This window comes from Chlorobaculum sp. 24CR (assembly GCF_004118635.1).
Classification (GTDB): Bacteria; Bacteroidota; Chlorobiia; order Chlorobiales; family Chlorobiaceae; genus Chlorobaculum.
Genome location: NZ_SDGU01000034.1, coordinates 1 through 19,876, shown reverse-complemented (window position 1 = coordinate 19,876; position 19,876 = coordinate 1). Strand labels below are relative to the sequence as shown.

24 protein-coding genes are annotated in these 19,876 nt (G+C 59.2%); 5 read left to right on the top strand and 19 right to left on the bottom strand.

The window, feature by feature from the left end:
- Positions 1 to 327: 327 nt before the first annotated feature.
- The 5 genes from EST62_RS07810 to EST62_RS13485 all read right to left on the bottom strand — a co-directional run bounded on the left by EST62_RS07810 (position 328) and on the right by EST62_RS13485 (position 4,674).
- Positions 328 to 612 (bottom strand): XRE family transcriptional regulator, encoded by a 285-nt coding sequence (locus EST62_RS07810; RefSeq protein WP_129051543.1) that lies wholly within the window; start codon positions 610 to 612, stop codon positions 328 to 330.
- Entirely contained in the window at positions 612 to 947 is a 336-nt protein-coding gene (locus EST62_RS07805; RefSeq protein WP_129051539.1) for a type II toxin-antitoxin system RelE/ParE family toxin, read from the bottom strand. Before EST62_RS07805 ends, EST62_RS07810 begins: the two co-directional genes overlap by 1 nt.
- Positions 948 to 1,139: 192 nt before the next feature.
- Positions 1,140 to 3,002, bottom strand: a complete 1,863-nt coding sequence (gene dnaX / locus EST62_RS07800; RefSeq protein WP_129051538.1) for a DNA polymerase III subunit gamma/tau — start codon at positions 3,000 to 3,002, stop codon at positions 1,140 to 1,142.
- A 216-nt stretch (positions 3,003 to 3,218) separates the two neighbouring features.
- Positions 3,219 to 4,484, bottom strand: a complete 1,266-nt coding sequence (locus tag EST62_RS07795; RefSeq protein WP_129051537.1) for a YihY family inner membrane protein — start codon at positions 4,482 to 4,484, stop codon at positions 3,219 to 3,221.
- 16 nt (positions 4,485 to 4,500) lie between these two features.
- Positions 4,501 to 4,674 (bottom strand): hypothetical protein, encoded by a 174-nt coding sequence (locus EST62_RS13485; RefSeq protein WP_167599246.1) that lies wholly within the window; start codon positions 4,672 to 4,674, stop codon positions 4,501 to 4,503.
- A 70-nt stretch (positions 4,675 to 4,744) separates the two neighbouring features.
- Here EST62_RS13485 and EST62_RS07790 point away from each other — a divergent pair, with 70 nt between their 5' ends.
- Entirely contained in the window at positions 4,745 to 5,017 is a 273-nt protein-coding gene (locus EST62_RS07790; RefSeq protein WP_129051536.1) for a hypothetical protein, read from the top strand.
- 98 nt (positions 5,018 to 5,115) lie between these two features.
- On the opposite strand, the gene EST62_RS07785 is transcribed toward EST62_RS07790, so the two are convergent.
- On the bottom strand, positions 5,116 to 5,616 hold the full coding sequence (locus tag EST62_RS07785; RefSeq protein WP_129051535.1) for a rubrerythrin family protein: 501 nt from the start codon (positions 5,614 to 5,616) through the stop codon (positions 5,116 to 5,118).
- Between the two features lie 42 nt (positions 5,617 to 5,658).
- Complete coding sequence (locus EST62_RS07780) at positions 5,659 to 6,153, bottom strand: ferritin-like domain-containing protein (RefSeq protein ID WP_129051534.1); 495 nt, start codon at positions 6,151 to 6,153, stop codon at positions 5,659 to 5,661.
- Between the two features lie 329 nt (positions 6,154 to 6,482).
- Here EST62_RS07780 and moaCB point away from each other — a divergent pair, with 329 nt between their 5' ends.
- Genes moaCB through moaA form a run of 4 tightly spaced genes read left to right on the top strand, consistent with a single transcriptional unit; the run spans position 6,483 to position 10,766 of the window.
- Positions 6,483 to 7,430 carry a bifunctional molybdenum cofactor biosynthesis protein MoaC/MoaB gene (gene moaCB, locus EST62_RS07775; protein WP_129051533.1) on the top strand — a complete coding sequence of 316 codons (948 nt, stop codon included), beginning with the start codon at positions 6,483 to 6,485 and terminating at the stop codon, positions 7,428 to 7,430.
- Positions 7,427 to 8,653 (top strand): gephyrin-like molybdotransferase Glp, encoded by a 1,227-nt coding sequence (gene glp / locus EST62_RS07770; RefSeq protein WP_129051532.1) that lies wholly within the window; start codon positions 7,427 to 7,429, stop codon positions 8,651 to 8,653. Before moaCB ends, glp begins: the two co-directional genes overlap by 4 nt.
- Before the next feature lie 14 nt (positions 8,654 to 8,667).
- On the top strand, positions 8,668 to 9,774 hold the full coding sequence (mobAB, locus tag EST62_RS07765) for a bifunctional molybdenum cofactor guanylyltransferase MobA/molybdopterin-guanine dinucleotide biosynthesis adaptor protein MobB (RefSeq protein ID WP_129051531.1): 1,107 nt from the start codon (positions 8,668 to 8,670) through the stop codon (positions 9,772 to 9,774).
- Entirely contained in the window at positions 9,771 to 10,766 is a 996-nt protein-coding gene (moaA, locus tag EST62_RS07760) for a GTP 3',8-cyclase MoaA (protein WP_129051530.1), read from the top strand. Before mobAB ends, moaA begins: the two co-directional genes overlap by 4 nt.
- 69 nt (positions 10,767 to 10,835) lie before the next feature.
- Here the strand turns inward: moaA and EST62_RS07755 are convergent, their stop codons facing one another.
- From EST62_RS07755 to EST62_RS07700, 12 genes are all read right to left on the bottom strand, one after another.
- On the bottom strand, positions 10,836 to 11,279 hold the full coding sequence (locus EST62_RS07755; protein WP_129051529.1) for an MOSC domain-containing protein: 444 nt from the start codon (positions 11,277 to 11,279) through the stop codon (positions 10,836 to 10,838).
- Positions 11,280 to 11,302: 23 nt separating this feature from the next.
- Positions 11,303 to 11,785, bottom strand: a complete 483-nt coding sequence (locus tag EST62_RS07750; RefSeq protein ID WP_245153538.1) for a DUF2141 domain-containing protein — start codon at positions 11,783 to 11,785, stop codon at positions 11,303 to 11,305.
- Positions 11,786 to 11,837: 52 nt separating this feature from the next.
- Positions 11,838 to 12,053, bottom strand: a complete 216-nt coding sequence (locus EST62_RS07745) for a hypothetical protein (RefSeq protein ID WP_129051528.1) — start codon at positions 12,051 to 12,053, stop codon at positions 11,838 to 11,840.
- Entirely contained in the window at positions 12,050 to 12,376 is a 327-nt protein-coding gene (locus EST62_RS07740; protein ID WP_129051527.1) for a DUF4258 domain-containing protein, read from the bottom strand. Before EST62_RS07740 ends, EST62_RS07745 begins: the two co-directional genes overlap by 4 nt.
- 101 nt (positions 12,377 to 12,477) lie before the next feature.
- On the bottom strand, positions 12,478 to 13,155 hold the full coding sequence (locus EST62_RS07735) for a DUF1847 domain-containing protein (RefSeq protein WP_167599245.1): 678 nt from the start codon (positions 13,153 to 13,155) through the stop codon (positions 12,478 to 12,480).
- A gap of 37 nt (positions 13,156 to 13,192) precedes the next feature.
- Entirely contained in the window at positions 13,193 to 14,500 is a 1,308-nt protein-coding gene (locus EST62_RS07730) for an MFS transporter (RefSeq protein ID WP_129051526.1), read from the bottom strand.
- A 12-nt stretch (positions 14,501 to 14,512) separates the two neighbouring features.
- Positions 14,513 to 15,217: a phosphoribosylformylglycinamidine synthase I gene (gene purQ, locus EST62_RS07725; RefSeq protein ID WP_129051525.1), complete on the bottom strand. Its 705-nt coding sequence runs from the start codon at positions 15,215 to 15,217 to the stop codon at positions 14,513 to 14,515.
- A gap of 15 nt (positions 15,218 to 15,232) precedes the next feature.
- Positions 15,233 to 15,487: a phosphoribosylformylglycinamidine synthase subunit PurS gene (gene purS, locus EST62_RS07720; protein WP_129051524.1), complete on the bottom strand. Its 255-nt coding sequence runs from the start codon at positions 15,485 to 15,487 to the stop codon at positions 15,233 to 15,235.
- 42 nt (positions 15,488 to 15,529) lie between these two features.
- Positions 15,530 to 16,330 carry a CDP-diacylglycerol--serine O-phosphatidyltransferase gene (gene pssA, locus EST62_RS07715; protein WP_129051523.1) on the bottom strand — a complete coding sequence of 267 codons (801 nt, stop codon included), beginning with the start codon at positions 16,328 to 16,330 and terminating at the stop codon, positions 15,530 to 15,532.
- Positions 16,331 to 16,486: 156 nt separating this feature from the next.
- Positions 16,487 to 17,320 (bottom strand): 3-methyl-2-oxobutanoate hydroxymethyltransferase, encoded by an 834-nt coding sequence (gene panB, locus EST62_RS07710; RefSeq protein ID WP_129051522.1) that lies wholly within the window; start codon positions 17,318 to 17,320, stop codon positions 16,487 to 16,489.
- Positions 17,321 to 17,332: 12 nt separating this feature from the next.
- Positions 17,333 to 18,133 (bottom strand): lipoate--protein ligase family protein, encoded by an 801-nt coding sequence (locus tag EST62_RS07705; RefSeq protein ID WP_245153535.1) that lies wholly within the window; start codon positions 18,131 to 18,133, stop codon positions 17,333 to 17,335.
- Between the two features lie 153 nt (positions 18,134 to 18,286).
- Entirely contained in the window at positions 18,287 to 19,873 is a 1,587-nt protein-coding gene (locus tag EST62_RS07700) for an FG-GAP-like repeat-containing protein (protein ID WP_371414686.1), read from the bottom strand.
- Positions 19,874 to 19,876 lie beyond the last annotated feature (3 nt).

The window sequence follows — 19,876 nt, the reverse complement described above, 5'->3', positions numbered from 1 at the left end:
ACATTATGACTTTTATGAATATATGTGCTCAATTATTACACTTTTATCTTTAACGAAGCAGAGCTTCGGGGAATATATCCCATAGAGATTCAAACAAGCGGTATATTACCATGACGCTATAGATAAGATTAATTTTATTAATGACATAAAAAAAATTATAAACGATATTTCAAGTGAAATTCGCATACCAAAATGGAGGTAACACTCCATCTTTCTATTCACTATAAGATATTTCATTTGTTTTAGCAGAAATAATACCGTATGAAATAGCTGTGAAGTTTTTGATGTTCACGAAAACGGTTGCGTACCTATCTGTAAAACTAACATTCACCCCTCCAGTTCGATTCGGAATTTCTTTCCGAGCACTGTCGCAGCGCGAGAAAGCGTTGTCAGCGTCAGGCTGGTGTCGGTCTCATCGAGCAAACGATTCAGCGCGGCTCGGCTGGTGCGCATTTTTTTTGCCATTGCTGATTTCGTGAGTTTTTGCGTTTTCATCTCCTGATCGATCTGCCAGGCAATCACCCGCTTGATCGCCACCGCGTTCGCATCATCGAAAAGTCCCTCCTCCTGAAGAAAATCATCGAAACTGCTGCCGATATTTTCAGCTTTCATCATGTACTCCTGAGTCTTTTAAGCGCCAGTTGCAGGTCGGCTTTTGGCGTTGATTGTGATTTTTTAATGAAACCGTGCAACAGGACAATCACATTATCCGATACGGTGAACAGCACTCTGGCAATCCGGTCATGCAGATGAATACGAATTTCCCATAAATCCTTCTCCATTTTCCGAACAAGCGGCATACCAAGAGGCCAGCCATACTGGACGGTCTTGATGTCCTCACCGATTGTTTTCCGGTCTGCCGCTGACAACTCCTTCAGCCAGTCGCGAACCGGCTCATTGCCAACATCGCTTCTGAAAAACCGGACTTCGAGTTTCTGTGTGTTCATGGCCAAATGTATCAAAATCAGTACGCCATTACAACAGGAAGCAGAAAAAGAAAATCTCAACAGACACGTAAATCCATTGGAATTAGTTGTTTAACAATAATTCTCCAACCGACGGGAATGTTCGACCCCAACCCCGATGCCGGGCAGGCGCAAGGCCTACCCCTACCGCTCCTTTATCCATTATCAGCCCCGTCAATACGCCAGCTCCGCGCCAAAATCGCTGATCAGATAGCGCACGAGTTCGTTCGTTTCCGACAGCTCTTTGAACATGGTGAAGACGCTTTTTTCGCGGGTGCAGGCATCGCGTTCGGCGTCGTAGCGGACGGCGAGTTTGAGCGGCAAGCGGTAAAATTCGGCAAGCTCGCTTTCGAGCAGGGCCGAGTCGTGCTGAAGCTCTTCGTACGAGAACTTCCGGCAGCAGCCGAGCTGCACGACGCCCGACGGGCTGCACGATACCAGCTCGCTGGCGTGCAGATGCGACACCAGCACCTGCAATCCCCTCGCCGAGAGGTGTTCGAGGAAGCGGCCCCACTCCATGCGCAACTGTTCGAGCACGGCCACCGGCGCGCCGCTCTCCGCGTGGTCCGCGCTCTCCTCGACGCGCTGGCGGTTCATCGCCGGAAGATGCTGGTCGGCGTTGCTACCGAATTTGGAGAAGCTCTGCTTCCACGAACCGAAGTCGATCGATCCCGCCGCTTTTGCGCCTTGCGGACGCGCGGCGGCGCGTCCTGCCGGAGGCGCGGTCGGCGGTTCAGGCACCGGCGGCAATCCGGACGGGGTTGCGCTGGATTCCGGAGCGGGCGCTGCTTTCGGGCGGCGGGCGGAGGCCGCAGGCTTCGATGGAGTTGCGGGAGCGGACGCCGAGGGCGGAGTTACAGGCTCAGGCTTTTTTTTTTCGTCCGCCGGAGCGGTTGCCATCTGCGAAGTTCCCCGACCAAGCTCGATGAGCTTGAGCAGCGCCAGCTCGAAGCGGAACTGGTGCTCGGCGTAGAACTTCAGCTCGCGCTGGGTCTGCATGAGGAAGTCGGTCATCGCCATGATCGCCTGCGGCGTCAAGCGCAAGGCGTCGCGCTGGTAGCGCTCCTTGACCGGCTCCGGGCGCTCGATGAGCTTGCTCGAACGGAGATTGTGGATGATGAGGAAGTTGCGGAAATGCTCGATGAGCTTTTCGATGAAATCCTGCTCGTCGTAGCCGTTGCGGTTCACCATGCCCGCCAGGTCGAGCATCGCGGCAGCGTCGGCATTGGCGATGGCCTCCGTCACCATGAAGAAGTGCTCGTCGTCGATGTAGCTCAACAGGTCGGCGACCTTTTCGTAGCGGATGACGCGCTCCCCTTCGCTGTCGAGGGCGAAGGCGATCACCTGGTCGAGGATGCTCTGCGCGTCGCGCATCGACCCCTGCGCCTTGCGGGCCACGAGCTGAAGCGCGTCGGCATCGGCTGTGATCCCTTCGGCGTCGCAAATCTGCTGAAGCTGGCCCTGGATGCGGTCGAGCGGGATGCGCTTGAAGTTGAAGCGCTGGCAGCGCGAGGCGATGGTGGCCGGAATCTTGTGCAGCTCGGTGGTGGCGAAGATAAAGATCGCGTGCGGCGGCGGCTCTTCGAGCGTTTTGAGGAAGGCGTTGAAGGCCGCCGTCGTGAGCATGTGCACCTCGTCGATGATATAGACGCGGTAGCGCCCCTTCTGCGGGCCGTAGCGCACGTTGTCGCGAAGCAGGCGGATGTCGTCCACGCCGTTGTTGGAGGCGGCGTCAAACTCCGAGATGTTCAGGCTCGCCCCGGCGTCGAAGTCGCGGCAGCTCTCGCACTCGCCGCACGGCTCGGTGACCTCCTTGAGGTACTTCGGGTCCTCGATCATCCGCTCGCAGTTCACCGCTTTGGCGAAAACACGTGCCGCCGTGGTCTTGCCCACCCCGCGAAGTCCCGAAAAGATGTAGCCGTGGCCGACCCTGCCCATCCTGAGCGAGTTCTGGATCGTGCCGGTAATGTGCTCCTGCGCGGTAATGTCGGCAAACCGCGCCGGACGGTACTTTCGCGCTATGACCTGATAACTCATGAATCCTTTTCGGTTGAATCGTTAGGACACTTCTAAAAAACGTCGTGATCCCGACTTGCCTAGAAAGACGAATGGAGCAGAGAAACCGGAGCTCTTCAGAAGGGTTTCAACCCTTCGGACATTCAGAACTCTTGCATTCACGTTGCCCCGGCTTTCAAGCCGGGGAACAGATTTCGAGCACCACCCAACGTAGCAATCGAGCCGCGCAACAGGTTTTTAGAGCTGTCCGTTCAAGAGCGCAATCAGCGGCGTCTGCATCGCGCCCCTGAGCGCCTCGCGAAGTTCGGCTCGGAGCGGCTCGAATTCGCCACTCCCCTGCCCGTCATCCATGCACCCATCTCCGTTGAAAAGCTCCCTCGGCAGGCTGGCGTAGAGATCGAACAGCGTCATGGCGTGAATATCCGCGCTGATGGCAAGTCCTCCGTCGGCGGTCTGGTGCAGCACTGCGCTGCGCTTCAGAAATTCGACGGCAAGGCCCAATTTACTACGGTCGCCACTATTTTCCGACGCGAGAAGTTTTTTACCGGTAATAAAGCTTCCCGAAGCCTGCGCAAGCCACACCGAACGCAGCACGGCGACCACCTCCGGCACTCCCTGCAACGGATCGAACTCCCGCGCCTGGCTCGCCGCCGGCCTGAAGTAGCCGAGCGAAAAGACGAACTCCGCGCCGGTCAGCACCACCACCCATTCGAGGTATATCCAGAAAAAGAGCATCGGCACCACCGAGAGCGCGCCGTAAATGTGCTCGAAGGTGGCGAAACTCGACACGTAAAAGGTAAACCACCGCTTGGCAAGTTCGAAAAGCACGGCAGCCAGTACGCCACCGGCCAGCGCATGGATAAAGCGAACCTTGCGGTTCGGCACCAGCATGTAGAGCAGAAAAAAGGCGATGGTGGTGTTGAACAACGGCACGAACGAGAGCAGCCGCACCTTCATTTCGAGCAGCTCCGCGCCGGAGAGCACCGAATACCAGACGAACGAACTGGCCGCGACGCTGGTGCCGATGAAGAGCGGGCCGAGCGTCAGCACCGTCCAGTAAAGCGTGAAGCCCTGCAAACGCCGACGCGGAGTCTGCACCTCCCAGATGTCGTTGAGCGTCTGGTCGATGGTCGAAATCAGGAAGAGCGTGATGACGACGAGAAAAATGCCGCCGACGGTGGAGAGCGAGGAGGTTTTGTCGATGAACTCCCACAGATACCCTTTCAGAATCGAGCCCTGGGCGGGCGCGAAGTTCTGGAACAGAAAATCGCCGATCTGGTGCTTGAGCGAGGCGAAGACCGGAAACACCTTCAGAATCGACAGCGTCACCGCCATGAGCGGCACCAGCGAAAGCAGCGTCTGGAACGCGAGCGAACCGGCGCTCATGATGACGCGGTCGTGAACGAAGTGCCGCCACATGAACGAAAAAAACGCGGATGCCGAGTGTGCCGCATCGTGCAGCCGCCCGCCCGCATCTGTGCTGCTGTCTTTGGTCTCCGTCATGAAATTCTGTTGCGATTCAAAAGCCTGCGCGAGTCGATGTTCCGGCCATGCCGATCACCGCAAGTTCAAGGTAGAGAACTTCATCGAGATAAAAAAAGTCGGCAAGTCTGCCGCAAAAGCCGCGAGCGCCGGGTTCGGGAAAATGCGCCCCTTCCCTTCCCGGCAGGCCGTTTCCGTCCACCAAGTCCATCGTTCGGATCGGTCGAATCAGCCCCAAAAAGAACGCTATCACCTCGTATTCCCGATAGGGGCACTCCTCCGTGGCGGCCCTGTTGTTGCGATATTTTCAGGCATTCCTGAAAGTGGCCGTCTCAAAAGCAAAAACCGAGTCATTTATGGGCGCTATTCCTTCTGTTTTTCTTGTCATTCTGAGTCCGACGAAGTCGGGCGAAGAATCCAGAGAGGTCACGCAACGTCTTTCAAATAAGTCAATTATCGTGCTGCTCGAAAAAAACTGTATTCTTCACTTCGTTCAGAATGACAGAGGAGAAAACGTTGATCCTCAAAAAACAGCGTTCCGGATAACCTTTTGAGACAGCCTCCTAAAAATCTCTGCCGATTCCGAGGCGCAAAATAAAAAGCCCCCCGGTGATGCCGGAGGGCGTGAACAGTATCGGCTCAGGCTGGGCAATCAGGCGATCTGCACATAGACCGAAGCCTTGACGTTGCAGATCGGGCAGTGCTCCGGCGGCGCGCCAAGCTCGATGTGGCCGCAGACCGGGCAGAGCCAGATTTCGGTTTCGGTGATGTCGTTACCAGCCTTGACCGCTTCGAACGCCTTACGGTACAGCTCGGCGTGAACCTTCTCGGCCTCGACGGCGTAACCGAACATGCGCTTGGCCTTGTGCCCCTCGGCGACGGCCTGCTCGAACATCGGCGGGTACATCTCGTTGTGCTCGTAGGTCTCGCCGCCGATGGCGACTTCGAGGTTGTCGGCGGTCGAGCCGATGGCGTCGTCCGCGGCCATGTGGCCCTGCGCGTGGATGCGCTCGGCCTGCGCGGTGGTGCGGAAGAGTTTGGCCACATTCTTGAAGCCCTCTTTCTCGGCTTTCTCGGCGAAGGTGGTGTACTTCATGAATGCCTGGCTTTCACCAGCAAATGCGTTTTTCAGATTTTCGTGCGTTGTCGGCATAAACGAATGTTGAATTATGAGTTATGAATGATGAACTGAAAATCATTTCCGGAGGAAGACGCCGAGGTCTTCGAGCAGGGACTGGAGGTCTTCTTCGTGTTCGACCTCGTCCTGGAGAATCTGCACGGCGAGGTTGTAGGTGACCGGGTCTTTCATGCCGATCTCCTGGATGATGCTGTTGTAGGTGGTAATGGCGCACTGCTCGCCGGAGATGTTCTGTTCGAGGATCATCTTGACGAACTTGTCATCCGGAGCGTCATAGCCGCAGTTGGTCTGATCGAACCACTGCTTCGGGCTGGTCAGCGGTGTGCCGCCGAGCTGAATGATGCGCAGGCTCACCATGTCGGCGTGCCGCAACTCGTCAGCCGCGTGCTGCAAAAGTTCCGCAATGACCGCGTCCTTCATCGGCCCCTCAACGATCTTGGCGCCGATCCAGTACTGGTAATAGGCAAGCCACTCGTCGGCAAATGCCTTGGTGAGAAGCTCAAGCACCCGCTCGATATTCTCGCCAACAATTTCACGTCCTCTGGTTCCCATATTCGTGTGATTTTGATTGAAGAAATTACGCTCTTCTTTGGAGAACCCCAAGCATCAAAAGAGCCGGGGTTTTCGTTTTCTTCCTCATAATACTCCTATTTTTTTGAATGAGTTCCAAGCATTTGCCCAGAACGCATAAAAACGTAACAATGCGCCAGAGCCGTGGAAAAAACTCGCTCGATGCGCAACCGGGTGAAAAAAAGTGAAGATTGCCTATATTCGGGAGCATTCCGGGCGGAAAGGAAACCGACTGCCTGGAAACCGCTTTTTTTATCCCGTATTCCGGATGGCAGTGCGCCCCGGATACGGTCGAGCCAAATCTTGTAATCATGGAATTCACCCACCTCGACGACAGCGGCATGGTCCGCATGGCGGACGTTTCCGGCAAACCGCCGACGCGGCGTGAAGCTCGCGCTTCGGGCTGCGTCGTGATGCAGCCGGAAACCATCGCGCTGCTCCGCCAGCGGGAGCTGCCGAAAGGCAACGTGCTGGCGACCGCGAAAATTGCGGCCATCCAGGCCGCCAAGCAGACCTCGGCGCTCATCCCGCTCTGCCACCAGCTCAACCTTTCGTGGATCGACATCGACTTCGAGCTGCGCGACGACGCTATCGGCATTGCGGCGACCGTCGTCACGCGGGAATCGACCGGCGTGGAGATGGAGGCGCTGACCGCCGTGTCGGTGGCGGCGCTGACGATTTACGACATGTGCAAGGCGGTGGACAAGACGATGGAAATTTCCGCCGTCCGGCTCGAAAAGAAGACCGGCGGCAAGTCGGCGCTTGCGGCGACGGCGGAGTACCGACCGCGCACGGCGATCCTTGTCATGTCGGACTCCATCGCCGCGGGCCGCGCCACCGACCGCTCCGGCGCGATCTTGCGCGAGGGACTTGAAAAAGCGGGATGCGCGGTCGAAGCTATGAGCGTCGTGCCGGACGAACCGGCAGAGATCGTCGCGGCGGTCGAGGCGTGGATCGGCGAGGGGGTCGAGTTCGTCGTCACCTCCGGCGGTACGGGACTTGGACCTCGCGACCTGACCATCGAGGCGCTCGCGCCGAAGTTCACCCGGCGGCTGCCGGGCGTGGAGCAGGAGCTTTTCCGGTGGGGGCAGGGCAAAGTCCGAACCGCGATGCTCTCGCGGCTCGCCGCCGGGCTGATCGGCAGCACGGTACTCGTCTGCCTGCCCGGCAGCGCGGGCGCGGCCAGGGACGCGCTCGAAGCGATTGTGCCTGGTATTTTCCACGCATTTCCGATGCTCAAAGGGGAGGGCCACGCATGATCACCGTTCACGAAGCTCACGAAATCATCGCCGCCACGCTCACGCCATGCGGCCCGGCGGTTGCCGCGCCGTTGCGCCAGCTCCGTGGCCGCGTGCTCGCCGAAGAGATTCTCGCCGAATTCGCCATGCCGCGCTTCACCAACGCCGCGATGGACGGCTTCGCCGTCAGGCACAACGAGATCGCCGGAACATCGGAGGACGCGCCCGTCACGCTGCCGGTCTCGCAGGAGCTTGCCGCCGGAGCACTTTCGACAGAACCGCTCGCGCCGCAAACCTGCGCCCGGATCATGACCGGCGCGCCCGTGCCGGAGGGGGCCGACACCGTCGTGCCGTTTGAGCAAACCAGCGGCTTCGAGAGCGACGCCGTGGAGTTCTACAAAGCGCCCAAACAGGGCGCGAACATCCGCCACGCGGGCGAGGAGGTCGGCGCAGGCGCATTGCTCGCCGCCGCCGGAACCCGCGTGACGCCTGCCGAGATCGGCCTGCTCGCCACCTTCGGCGTCGCTTCGGCGCTCGTGAGGCCGCAGCCGCGAGTCTCGATCATCACGGTCGGCGACGAGCTGCGCCTGCCCGGCGAACCGATCGAGCCGCTCGCCATCTACAACAGCAACCTGCCGCTGCTCGAAGCGTGCGTCGAAGCCGCCGGAGCCGAGGTCACACAGACGCGCCAGTTGCGGGACGACCGGGAGGCGATTCGCGAGGCGCTGGCTGCGGCCATCGCGGAGTCGGACGTTATCGTCACGGCGGGCGGCATCTCGACCGGCGAGTTCGACTTCATGCACGAAACGCTCGGCGAGCTTGGCGTGGAGCAGAAGTTCTGGAAAGTCGCGCTGAAACCGGGCAAACCGCTCTATTTCGGCTCGACCGCTTCGGGCAAGCTTGTTTTCTCGTTGCCGGGCAACCCGGTTTCGGCGCTGGTCTGCCTCCTCGAATACGCCCTCCCCGCCCTCGCGCTGATGCAGGGCGCGACGCCAGCGCCGAAGTTCACGGCGACGCTCGACGAGCCGTTCCCCGCCGACCGCAAGCGCCACCGCTTCCTGTTCGGCGCGACGCAGATTGAACATGGAGAAATTCGCTGCCGCATTTCGCAGCAAACCGACTCGCACATGCTCACCGCGCTCCGTGGAGCCGACTGCCTGATCGAAGCCGAAGCGTCGCCAGAACCGCTCCCCGCCGGATCGCTCGTCACCTGCTCGTGGCTTCCGTGGGCAAACGCATTTTGATACAACGCGACAAGATGTTTCATCCCTTTGAAATAGCCCTCTGCGGCCTCTCCGGCTCCGGCAAGACCACCCTCGTCGAAAAGCTGATCCGCCGCTTCTCGGAAAATGGATTCGAGGTGGCAGCCTTCAAGCACGGCTGCCACCGCTTCGAGATCGACCGCGAAGGCAAAGACTCCGACCGTTTCGCCAAAGCGGGGGCCGTGCCGGTTTTGATCGCCGACCGCGAAAAAGAGGCGCTCATCTCGCAGGGATCGGATCGGCTTGACATTGCCGGTTCCGTGCTGTCGGCAGATTTGCTTTTCATCGAAGGGCTGAAAGAGCTGCCGGCGCCGAAGCTGCTGATGGTGGATCGCGACCGCGCCGTACTGCCGATGCTTGAAAGCGACGCAATCCCGCAGGTGCTCGCGCTCGTGCACGACGGAAACAGCGACGAACTCGAACGGTTCGACCTGCCGCTGTTCCACCGGGATGACGTGCCCGCGATCAGCATCTTCGTGGAGGAGTGGTTCCGCAAACGCGCCGAAGCCATGCCACTCCACGGCCTCGTGCTCGCGGGGGGTCAAAGCTCGCGCATGGGCCGCGACAAAGCGACGCTCAACTACCACGGCCCGAACCAGCTCGAACGCACGGCAGCGCTGCTTGGCGACGTCTGCAATCAAGTGTTCATCTCTTGCCGGGCCGAACAGGTTGAAAACTATGCGACAAGCGCGAATTTTGCGGCCATCGCCGACAGCTATCTCGACATGGGGCCACTCGGCGGCCTCCTCTCCGCACAGCGCCAACGTTCGCACGCTGGCTGGCTCGTGGCGGCGTGCGACTTTCCACTGCTCGACGAAGCGGTAATTGCAGCGCTCACGGAAGCGCGAAATCCGTTCCGCTTCGCCACGGCGTTCGCGGCGGGCGACGGAGTCCCGGAGCCGCTGCTCACGATTTACGAGCCAAAATCGCGCCGCCGCCTTCTCGAAGCGCACGCTTCAGGCAACGACTCGCTCCGCTCGTTTCTGTGCAGCAACCGGGTGGCGCTTGTCGAACCACACAACCCGTTGGCGCTCTTCAATGCCAACGATCCCGAAGCGCTCGGTAAAGCCCTGCGGATGATGGGAAACGGATACAAGCGATGACGCGAGATGCCGGACAAAGCCGCGCGGAGCTGACCGACCGGTTCGGGCGCACCATCGACTACGTGCGCATCGCCGTCACCAGCGCCTGCAATTTGCGCTGCACCTACTGCCTGAAAGATGAAGCTCCGGAAGCAATCCGGCAACTCGCCACCGCCAACGCCGCGCAGCTCATCGCGCTCTTCGGCGGCATGGGCGTCCGGAAAATACGCTTCACCGGCGGCGAGCCGCTGCTCCACCCCCGCATTGCCGAGCTGGTCAGGATCGCCAAAACGACGCCCGGCATCGACACCATCCGGCTCACCACCAACGGCGTACTGCTCGACCGGCAACTCGAAGCGCTGGTCGAGGCCGGGCTGGATGGCGTCAATCTCAGCCTCGACACCCTCGACCGCGACAAGTTCCTCTCGATCACGAGGCGCGACCGCTTCGAGCAAGTCCGCAAGGCGCTCGACCGGCTGCTCGCCACGCCCGGCCTCACGGTGAAGATCAACACGCTCATGCTGCGAGGCATCAACAGCGACGAAATCCCGGCATTCGTCGAGCTGACGCGCAACCACGACGTCACCGTGCGTTTCATGGAGCTGCAACCTTTCGACGACAGCCAGATCTGGCGCACCGGCCGGTTCATGGGCGCGGAGATGATCCGCGAGCGGCTCGTCGTTGCATACCCGGAACTCGAAGCGGTCACCGGCCACTCGACCGAGCACTACAGCTTCCGGCTGCCCGGCCATCGCAGCTCGATAGCGATCATCCCGGCCTTCTCGCGCAACTTTTGCAGCAGTTGCTCGAAACTCCGGATCACCGCCGACGCCAAACTGATCGGCTGCCTCTACCACCACGAAAGCATCGACCTCGCGCCAGCCCTGAAGGGTGAAATGAATGAAGAGGAGATCAAACAGCGGATTGTCGAAGCCGTGCAACAAAAACCCAAAGACGGCCTGAAAAGCAGCCACGACACCGCCGCATCGAGCATGTCGCGAATCGGGGGGTGAGGAGAATTATGAATTATGAATTATGAATTGAAAATCCAGAGCACGGTTTCTTCTGCCGTTCCATCACTCCTATTCGACCTGTAGAACCTCCACCGAACTCCCCGGCGCTACCATGCCCCCCGCCAGCACCCGGCAGAAAATGCCCTCGCGCGGCATGATGCAGTCGCCGGTGGCCTGCTGGATGACGCAGCCGCCATTGTGGCACTCCTTGCCGATCTGCGTGACTTCCAGCAAAACCTGCTCGCCGACCTGCAACCGGTCGCCGACGGCAAGCGCGACAAGCTCGATGCCCCGCGTCACGAGGTTTTCGCCGAACATGCCGTACTCGAGTTCCGGCAGCACTTCGCGAACCACGTCGATGCTCTCCCCCGCCAGCAGCGAAATCTGCCGGTGCCACTCGCCCGCATGGGCATCGCCCTCGATCCCCCAACTTTCCCGAAGTTCGGCGGACGGAACCGGCAGCTTGACCGTCCCTTTTTCAACACTGACACAAACCGCTTCGAGAACACCCATGAGTCACCTAAACGCTTGAATTTTCAGAGATACCGCAGATTGACGTTCAGCTCCATCGTTTTCTTGTCAAGCACGAAGGAGGCGTCATCAAACGAGGGCGGGCCGAATTTCGATTTGGGATTGTTCGAGGTGCCGACCCCCTCCTTCGGCATTCCGAGGAAATTGCTGTCGAGCTTGCCGTTGCCGTTCTCGTCGTGCTGAACCGCAACCGCGTACACGCCAAAAGGCGCATCCCCGAAAACCACCACGTGCTCCGCGCCGCTCGCCGGAATCTGGGTTTTCCTGATCGCCCGGTCGAACTTGCCGGGAAAGCCCTTTTTCGCATTGAACAACGCCACGTAAAGATTGCCGTCACTGCTGCGCAAACCGGTAATTCTGACCGTGATCGAGCCGACGCCAGCAGGGGCTTCAATCTTCTCCGGCTCCTCGGCAACAGCGTTTTGCGACACGGCTGGCAGTGGCATTGAAAGCAGCGCCAGCATCAGAAACAGAAAAAAAGTTTTCATTTCGATAAAATCGATCTTGTTTACATAGTTCAGAATACCTGCGGCATCATCATCAAGCAGCAACCGGCGACAATTTGTAAACCTTGCCGTATCGCAGCGCCGTCGCGACATCACCAGAGCGCAAAGCCGCCCTTACCTGATCGAGCTTCAAGGCATCTTCGAGGCTGATGTATGGCGCCCACCCCTCTTCCGAATCGATAAGTTCGATTTCAATTTCGGCGGCATACTTCCCTTCGTGCAGAAGTTTCTTGACTTTTCTTCCGTTCATCGCTTCCTCCTTGTAAAATCTTCTTCCCAGCGGTCAGGGTCTGGCCGGTATGCAGTAATCAGCACCGCAGGAGAAGTTTTCCCTTTGGGTATTCCCCAAACAACGTGTACCGGTTTTTGATCTCTGTCTTTCTGCAACAGCAAGACACAAGGGCCTTTGTGAAAATCCGGATACTCTTCCACCACCGTGGCGGAATTAACCGAGTCCAGCACATCCTGCACGAAAATATTGTCAGCGGCAAGTTCGTCATACCCATGACTCGAAATGATAACCTCTTTCGCTGCAACAAGCTGCCGTATTTCCTGAAATAAATTCCTTTGCATCACCGGTGCTGGCTGAAATGAGCGTCTCGTTAAAACTTAACAATACAATACCGATTTTACGCATACAAGTTGATCGCGCCAGTCACGATACAGCTCCCGGTCTACAGCTCACGGCTGGAATCCATCAGGCGTTTGTAATACGATCCGGAGGTGTAGAGCGCGGCGGCGGGGTTGTGGCCGAGGACGCGATCCTTGACGATGAGCGTCGTGACCGGGGCGTCGGAGTGCTTCATAAAGAGGCTGTCGTGGCCGACGCAGAGGCCGATCACGACGTTCAGGTCGGTCGGTTTTTCGTTCATGACGCGCGCTTGCATCACCGGATTGCAGAGCGATTCGTGGCTTCCGGGTTTGAGTTTCAGCTCCTCGTCGATGCCAATTTCGCTCTTGTCCACCGCGCCCGCCTTGCAAAGCGCCGAGAAGGGCTCGAATCCGTGCGCTTCGAGAATCCTGGCGAAAATTCGCGCCTCTCCGGCAAGCCCGACGCAGGTGACGAGGCCGATCTTTTTTGCGCCGATTCGCCGGGCGAAGGCGACAATCTCCTCGGCGCGAGTCAGCTTTCCGTAGTACAGCCCCTCGACTTCGGCGGCGGCGCGGGCGATCCGGGCATCGATGCCGTCGCCACGGTAGAGATCGAGGCTCTCGTCGAGCTGCTCCTTGCCAATCGCCGCGCTGAGGCAGCCGTCCGGCAAGCGCTTCTCCATCCGGTAGCAGCTCATTGTATGGCACTCTACGCAGCCGCGCTCTTTACCGAAGTTATCCGGCATCGATCCATCGTTCATGTGTGCGATCCTTTGATTGTTTGAGGTGAGGCCGCCATCACTCGATGCGTGACGCTTCCGGCGCGGCTTCGGCGGTGGCTCGCGTCCTGACGCCGGTGAGAATCAAGAGGCCGAGGCCGAAGAAAACGAGCAGCGAGGCGAGCGCGATCTTCTGGCTTCCGGCCTGGGCGGAGACGATGCCAAACACGAGCGGGCCGATAATCGCCGACGCTTTACCGAAACTACCGTCGTAAAAGCCGAAAAATTCCGTGACGTGCTCCTTTGGCGTCAGCCGGGCCATGAGCGAGCGCGAGGCCGACTGCGACGAACCCATCGACATTCCGGCGACCAGGCCGGTCATGAAAAAGGTCTCCTTGCTCATCGAAAAAATCGCCATCAGAATCACCACGAACCAGATAAACAGCGTAATGACAATAGTGCGCTTCGGGCCGATCTTGTCGGTGATGAAGCCGAACACCACCGAGCCGAAAATCGCCGTGGTCTGCACGGTCATGAAAAAGGTGATCAGCTCGCCGGTCGTGAAGCCGAGCGTATTCTGCGCGTAGATCGAGGAGAAGGCTATAACCGTCAGAATCGCGTCGTTGTAGAAAAAGTAGGCGAGCAGAAAGCGCGCCAGATCGGGGTAGTTCATGATATGCCGGATCGTGTAGCCGACCTCCCTGATCGAGTGCGCGAACGAGGAGCCGCGCTCGCGCCGCCGCTCGCCGCCGCTCGTCGCGCCCGCCGAGCCTTTCGTGTCGCGCAGCATCAGGAAAATCGGCGCGGAGAACACGGCGAAAAAGAGCGCGACGATGAGGAAACTGAGCTTCAGGTTCGGAATGTTGGCGGGCACGATCCCCTTCGAAAGCAGTGGCAGACTGACCAGCAGAATGGCCAGCGCGCCGAGGTAGCCCATCGCGAAGCCGTAGCCGGAGACCCTGCCGATGCTGCGCGGCGAGGTGATCTCCGGCAGCCAGGCGTCGTAGAAAACGAGGCCCCCCTCGAAGCCGATGTTGGCGAGGATGAAGAGCGCCGCCGCGAACAGCACCATGCCCGGCCCGGAAAAGGAGAGTAGCGCCGTCGAGACCACCGCCATCAGCGTGAAGGCGAAAAGGAAGCGTTTGCGGCGGCCAGAGTAGTCCGCCTCTGCGCCGAGCACCGGCGAGATGAGCGCCACGAGCAGCATCGAAATGCTGACGCTCATGCCCCAGAGCGCGTCGCCCCGGGGCTGGCCCTGGCAGATAATGTTTTTGAAGTAGAGCGGAAAGGCGAACGTCACCATCATGACGCTGAACGACGTATTGGCGAAATCGAACAGCAGCCAGGAGAAAATCCGGGCCTTCTGCGATGTGTCGTTCATGCCCATCGAGAGGCCGGCTTACGCTCCGCCGAGATGACCGAAGAGCGACTCGAAGAGCCGTCGGCCATCCTCGGAGCCGAGCAGCTTTTCGCTGGCGCGTTCGGGATGCGGCATCAGGCCGAGCACGTTGCCCTGCCGGTTGACGATTCCGGCGATGTTGTTCATCGAGCCGTTGAAGTTGGCCTCCTCCGTGGCGTTGCCCTCGGCGTCGGTGTAGCGGAACACCACCTGCCCGTTCTGTTCGAGGCTCTCGATGGTTTCGGGCGAGGCGTAGTAGTTGCCCTCGCCGTGCGCCACCGGCACGCGCAGCACCTCGCCCTTTTCGTAACGGTCGGTGAAGATCGTCGCGTTGTTGGCGACGCTGATGGTGGTCTGGCGAGAGACGAACTTCCGTCCGGCGTTGCGGATCAGCGCCCCTTCGAGCAGGCCGCATTCGACCAGCACCTGGAAGCCGTTGCAGATGCCGAGCACCGGGCGTCCTTTGGCGGCGAAGTCGATCACCTCGCGCATGAGAGGCGAGAAGCGGGCGATGGAGCCGCAGCGGAGATAGTCTCCGTAGGAGAAGCCGCCGGGCAGGATGACGGCGTCGCACCCCTTCAGGTCGTGGTCGTTGTGCCAGAGCATCACCGGCTTTGCGCCGGGAAACGACGCGACGGCGTATTCGGTGTCGTGATCGCAGTTCGAACCGGGGAAAACCACGATTCCAACGGTAACATCAGCCATAAGAGCGTGCGGAGTTTAGTTGACGGGTTCCAGTTCGAAGCTGAAATCTTCCATGATCGGGTTCGACAGGAGCTTCTGGCAGATTTCCGAGCAGACGCGCTCGGCCTCTGCCTGGGACGCTTCGTCGATAGTCACCTCCATGTATTTGCCAATCCGGATCGACTCGACACTCGAATATCCGAGATTTTCAAGCGCATGTTGCGCCGCCTTCCCCTGAACGTCGAGAATCGAGGGACGGAGGGTCACTTTGATCTTAGCCTTGAATGCCATAGCAATGGTTACGTTGCAGGTTGAGGAGGCCGGAATTTCGCGTCAGAGCTGCCACTGCTGAACGGTGCGGGTCAGCGACCTGGCGATTCCGAGCAGAATATACAATAACATGGCCACAAAAAAAGCCTTGGCCTGAAAGACCAGCACACAGAAAATCGCGATGACGTACAGGATCATCTGCACGGGATGGCGGCGGAACGAGTCGAGCGTCGGTTTTGGCAACACGTCGTAGTTCACCTTGCTGACCATCAGCACCGCAAGCACGACGGACATAATGGTCAGCACGCGCTGAAGCTGCGGAACCGAGAGCAGCGGCTCTGCCTGCATCCACAGCACAAACGCCGAGACGGTCATGGCCTGCGCCGGTGTCGGAAGGCCGGAGAAGGAGTCCTTGTTGTAACCGATCAGGCTGATGTTGAACCGAGCGAGCCGCAGTCCGCTGCCGATCATCAACAGCGAGCTGAACAGCAGCCCCCACGGCATACCGAGCTGTTCGAGACCGAACTTGTAAACGAGGTAAGCGGGCGCGGCCCCGAAAGAGACGAGGTCGGAGAGGGAATCGAGTTCCACGCCAAATTCGGACGAGCTGTTGGTGAGCCGCGCAACGAAGCCATCGATGGTGTCGAAAAATGCCGCAAGAAAGATGAGCCAGCCCGCAATGATGAAGCTGCCCTCGCCCGCCATGACGATGGAGACGTAGCCCGATACCATGTTCATGACCGTGAAAGCGGAAGGCACGAATGAGCGCGAAACAAAGGGGAATCGCCGCTGGGGCCGCTCACCGCCATCCTGCAAAACCGGCGGATAGCGTTTCTGTCGAGCTTTTCTTTCTTCTGTTCCCATATAAATCATTCATCTGGCGAGTTCACCAGCCTAAGCCAAACCTGCCGCCGCAGAGAAAATGCCGGGGGCGAGATGGCGCAGATTGTTTTGCAAAATAATCGATTCATGAAATCATGCAATCGGTAAACACTGATCAATACGGTTTCAGCGCCCTCTTCAGTAACTCTCGTCTTCAGACGGGAAGCTGTTGCTGCGCACATCCTCGACATAGCTTTTAACCGCCTGTTCGATCACCGTCGAGAGGTCGGCGTAGCGCCGGACGAAGCGCGGGCGGAAGTCGGTGCTGAGGCCGAGCATGTCGTTGATGACCAGCACCTGGCCGTCGCACTCCGACCCCGCGCCGATGCCGATGGTCGGGATGGTCAGCGATCGGCTCACCTCTCCGGCCAGTTTCGAGGGAATCTTTTCGAGCACGATGGCGAACGCTCCGGCCTCTTCGATGATTTTCGCGTCCTCCATGAGCTGGCGGGCCTCCTCCTCCTCCATGGCGCGCACCTTGTAGCTGCCATATTTGTAGATCGACTGCGGCATGAGGCCGAGGTGGCCCATCACCGGAATGCCGATGTCGGTGATCCGCTTGACCGCCTCGGCGATCACCTTGCCACCCTCCATCTTGACGGCGTCGCACTCGTGCTCTTTCATGATCTTGCCCGCGTTGCGCACGGCATCCTCCGGCGAAAGCTGGTAGCTCATGAAGGGCATATCGACAATCACCATCGCGCGGCTCGTCTCGGCCTGCGCGCCGCGCACCACCGCCTTGGCATGGTAGATCATCTCGTCAACGGTGATCGGCAGCGTGGTGTTGTGCCCGGCGAACACGTTGCTGGCAGAATCACCGACCAGAATCGCGTCCACCCCGGAGCGGTCGAGAATCCGGGCCATCGTGTAGTCGTAGCCGGTCAGCATGGCGATCTTCTCGCCGCGCTCTTTCATATCGAGCATCCGGCGGGTCGTGACGTGGGGCAATTTATTGCCAGAGGGCTGGTTCATGACGGTCGTCAGTTAGAGTGATTGATGAAATCCTTCGAGGCGTTCGATCTCCCCGGAAGTCAAGAGTTTCGCGCCCGATCCGGCGGACTTCCCCGCTTCGGCGATGAGGAGCTGCACGAGATCGGCGTAGCCCGCGCCGGAGAACTCGTCGAGTGAGGCGGTTTTGCGCTCCATGTCGGCATCAACCGCCTCGACGAGTTCGCGGGACGCACCTGCAAGATAACGCGAAATCTGCCGATGACGCGCGGAAAGCGGCAAAGAACCGTGCTGGAGGATGACATTTCCGTTGCGCCGCTGCGCCGAGCCAGCGATTTTGCGCCCGCCGACCTGCAATTCGTAGCGGGCCGAGGCTGTGAAACAGGAGACCGATTCGGGGGATGCGTACCGCGCCCGGAAGTCAGGCTGCGACCGGCAGAACTCCGCCTCGACGCCAACGCTCGACAGCGCCCGCGCGATGGTTTCGTGCACCATCTGGTAGATCACCTCGTTCGGCAGCGGCGTGACCGCGAAGAACGAATAGGTCAGCTCATCGGCATGAAACACCGCCCGCCCGCCGGTGGGCCGCACCACCACATCAACGCCCTCGGCGCGGCACCGCTCCCGGTCGATCTCCGCCGGATTCTGGTTCCGCCCAAGCGACACCGCCGGAGGCGACCACCGATAGAAGCGCCACAGGCAACTCCCCTCGCCAAACGCCTGTTGGAACGCCCCATCGGCAAACGCCCGCATGAGCCGCATGTCGAACTCCATATTATACTGACCAGAGCCTGCCCCGGAATCGATGCAGCAGACTGAAGAGAATTGAGGTTCCATGAGGGTATAGAAAAAAGTCATCCCGCCTGAAATTTCACGAACGCGGCGGCGGGGGCGTTCTCGTTGCGGAAATATAGGAAAAGATAGAAACCCTCGCCATCCAGCAACTGAACGGAAGGCGAGGGAAAAACAGGGAGAAAACGATGCGCAGGCTCAGACCGCTTCGGCGACCCAGCTTCCGTTCACGTCGCCCGTGATGACACCGACGAGGTTGAGTTCGGAGTCCTGGGCGAGCGAGAAGTCTGCTGGCCACTCGACACTGCTCCTCGACATGGTGGCATCGCCAATCTCCGATCCGAAAAACAGCCACTCCGAAGCTGGCGCAGAATCCAGACCAACCACCATCTTGAGAATATCAAAAGCATCACCAACCTTCACCTTGCCATCATGGTTCACATCGGCCGCCAGATACTGGTAGTTGCTGACGGCGCTGCCATCCCGGTTCGGGTTCATGCCGAGGCTCACCTTCAGCGCCGCGAGCACGTCGGTAAAACCAACTGCATCCGACACGCTCTCGTCCGGCATTTTGAGCGCCGACAGCTCGTACTCTCCATCGATCACGCCATCGAATGAAAGCTGGCCATCCGGCCCGCTCACATCATCGACCGATACCGTCCCGGATTCGAGCGCTACGGCAACCCCCTCGACCGGCGCTCCGGACTTCCAGAACGTGACTGTTCCATCGAGCGAGTAAGCTATCGACAGCACCTCATCGGTCGCTTCACTCGTGACGTGTTCCGCTGTTCCATGACCATCTGTATAGCTCACATCGACCGTCATCGCCTTGCCAACTTCCGCTTCCGTAAGCAGATACGTTTCGCCGGTCACTCCCGTAATCGCTACGCCATCGGCATACCAGTGGTATGAGAACGTACCGAGACCGTCGGCATCGGAAAGATCAGACGTATCGACGGTCAGGGTATCCCCTTTGATCGGTGTACCTGTAATCGTCACCTCGCCCGTTGGCGCATCATTCACTGCTTCGACTCTGACCGCCTGATCCACATGCGACGCCTCACCCTCTTTATCGGTCACCGTGAACCTTACGACCCGCTCGTCCGTGCCCGGATCATCGCTGCTGTTGGTGAACTGCATCGAACGAGCAACCTCCTGCACCAACGCATTCGTCGCGTTGGCGTTGAAGGTCAGCGTCCACTCGGCGTTGTTCGATACCGACACGACATCGGCGGTACCAATCTGCACGTCGCCAGCCATCACCTGGTTACCGGAGGGATCGAGCCAAACACCATTTCCGCCGGGGTTGCCGGTAGGCAGAAAAAGGCTGTCCGCAATTTCGGCATGGGTAACAACCTGCACCTGCAACGTACCACCATTCCACGATGCGTCGCCATCTGGATCGTTGATGACGATGGCAGGAGAGACCAACACCGAAGTTTGCTCAGGCGCAACAGGTACCGCAGACAAGGCAAATGTTGAGGTATTCAGCAGCACCGATACCGTATCGCTAGAAAGGTTTGCCACCAGTATATCGGCATCGCCATCGCCATCCACGTCCGCACTCGTCACCAATTCAGGCACATGACCCGTTGCATAATCGACCTTTTCGGCAAAGGTGCCGTTCCCCTTGTTCAGCAGCACCGACACCGTGTCGCTATTGTGGTTTGCCACCAGCATATCGGCATCGCCATCGCCATCCACGTCCGCACTCGTCACCGAATACGGCCTATCACCCGTCGCATAATCGACCTTTTCGGCAAAGGGGCCGTTCCCGTTGTTCAGCAG

What these genes read in the sequence shown, in the direction of transcription:
- moaA (WP_129051530.1), top strand. Translation starts at nt 9,771, where the DNA reads ATGACGCGAGATGCCGGACAAAGCCGCGCGGAGCTGACCGACCGGTTC.
- glp (WP_129051532.1), top strand. Translation starts at nt 7,427, where the DNA reads ATGATCACCGTTCACGAAGCTCACGAAATCATCGCCGCCACGCTCACG.
- dnaX (WP_129051538.1), bottom strand. Translation starts at nt 3,002, where the DNA reads ATGAGTTATCAGGTCATAGCGCGAAAGTACCGTCCGGCGCGGTTTGCC.
- EST62_RS07805 (WP_129051539.1), bottom strand. Translation starts at nt 947, where the DNA reads ATGAACACACAGAAACTCGAAGTCCGGTTTTTCAGAAGCGATGTTGGC.
- pssA (WP_129051523.1), bottom strand. Translation starts at nt 16,330, where the DNA reads ATGGGAACAGAAGAAAGAAAAGCTCGACAGAAACGCTATCCGCCGGTT.
- EST62_RS13485 (WP_167599246.1), bottom strand. Translation starts at nt 4,674, where the DNA reads ATGGACTTGGTGGACGGAAACGGCCTGCCGGGAAGGGAAGGGGCGCAT.
- EST62_RS07745 (WP_129051528.1), bottom strand. Translation starts at nt 12,053, where the DNA reads ATGAACGGAAGAAAAGTCAAGAAACTTCTGCACGAAGGGAAGTATGCC.
- moaCB (WP_129051533.1), top strand. Translation starts at nt 6,483, where the DNA reads ATGGAATTCACCCACCTCGACGACAGCGGCATGGTCCGCATGGCGGAC.
- EST62_RS07780 (WP_129051534.1), bottom strand. Translation starts at nt 6,153, where the DNA reads ATGGGAACCAGAGGACGTGAAATTGTTGGCGAGAATATCGAGCGGGTG.
- EST62_RS07755 (WP_129051529.1), bottom strand. Translation starts at nt 11,279, where the DNA reads ATGGGTGTTCTCGAAGCGGTTTGTGTCAGTGTTGAAAAAGGGACGGTC.
- EST62_RS07735 (WP_167599245.1), bottom strand. Translation starts at nt 13,155, where the DNA reads ATGAACGATGGATCGATGCCGGATAACTTCGGTAAAGAGCGCGGCTGC.
- purS (WP_129051524.1), bottom strand. Translation starts at nt 15,487, where the DNA reads ATGGCATTCAAGGCTAAGATCAAAGTGACCCTCCGTCCCTCGATTCTC.
- purQ (WP_129051525.1), bottom strand. Translation starts at nt 15,217, where the DNA reads ATGGCTGATGTTACCGTTGGAATCGTGGTTTTCCCCGGTTCGAACTGC.
- EST62_RS07740 (WP_129051527.1), bottom strand. Translation starts at nt 12,376, where the DNA reads ATGCAAAGGAATTTATTTCAGGAAATACGGCAGCTTGTTGCAGCGAAA.
- mobAB (WP_129051531.1), top strand. Translation starts at nt 8,668, where the DNA reads ATGTTTCATCCCTTTGAAATAGCCCTCTGCGGCCTCTCCGGCTCCGGC.
- EST62_RS07785 (WP_129051535.1), bottom strand. Translation starts at nt 5,616, where the DNA reads ATGCCGACAACGCACGAAAATCTGAAAAACGCATTTGCTGGTGAAAGC.
- EST62_RS07795 (WP_129051537.1), bottom strand. Translation starts at nt 4,484, where the DNA reads ATGACGGAGACCAAAGACAGCAGCACAGATGCGGGCGGGCGGCTGCAC.
- panB (WP_129051522.1), bottom strand. Translation starts at nt 17,320, where the DNA reads ATGAACCAGCCCTCTGGCAATAAATTGCCCCACGTCACGACCCGCCGG.
- EST62_RS07705 (WP_245153535.1), bottom strand. Translation starts at nt 18,133, where the DNA reads ATGGAACCTCAATTCTCTTCAGTCTGCTGCATCGATTCCGGGGCAGGC.
- EST62_RS07810 (WP_129051543.1), bottom strand. Translation starts at nt 612, where the DNA reads ATGAAAGCTGAAAATATCGGCAGCAGTTTCGATGATTTTCTTCAGGAG.
- EST62_RS07750 (WP_245153538.1), bottom strand. Translation starts at nt 11,785, where the DNA reads ATGAAAACTTTTTTTCTGTTTCTGATGCTGGCGCTGCTTTCAATGCCA.
- EST62_RS07730 (WP_129051526.1), bottom strand. Translation starts at nt 14,500, where the DNA reads ATGGGCATGAACGACACATCGCAGAAGGCCCGGATTTTCTCCTGGCTG.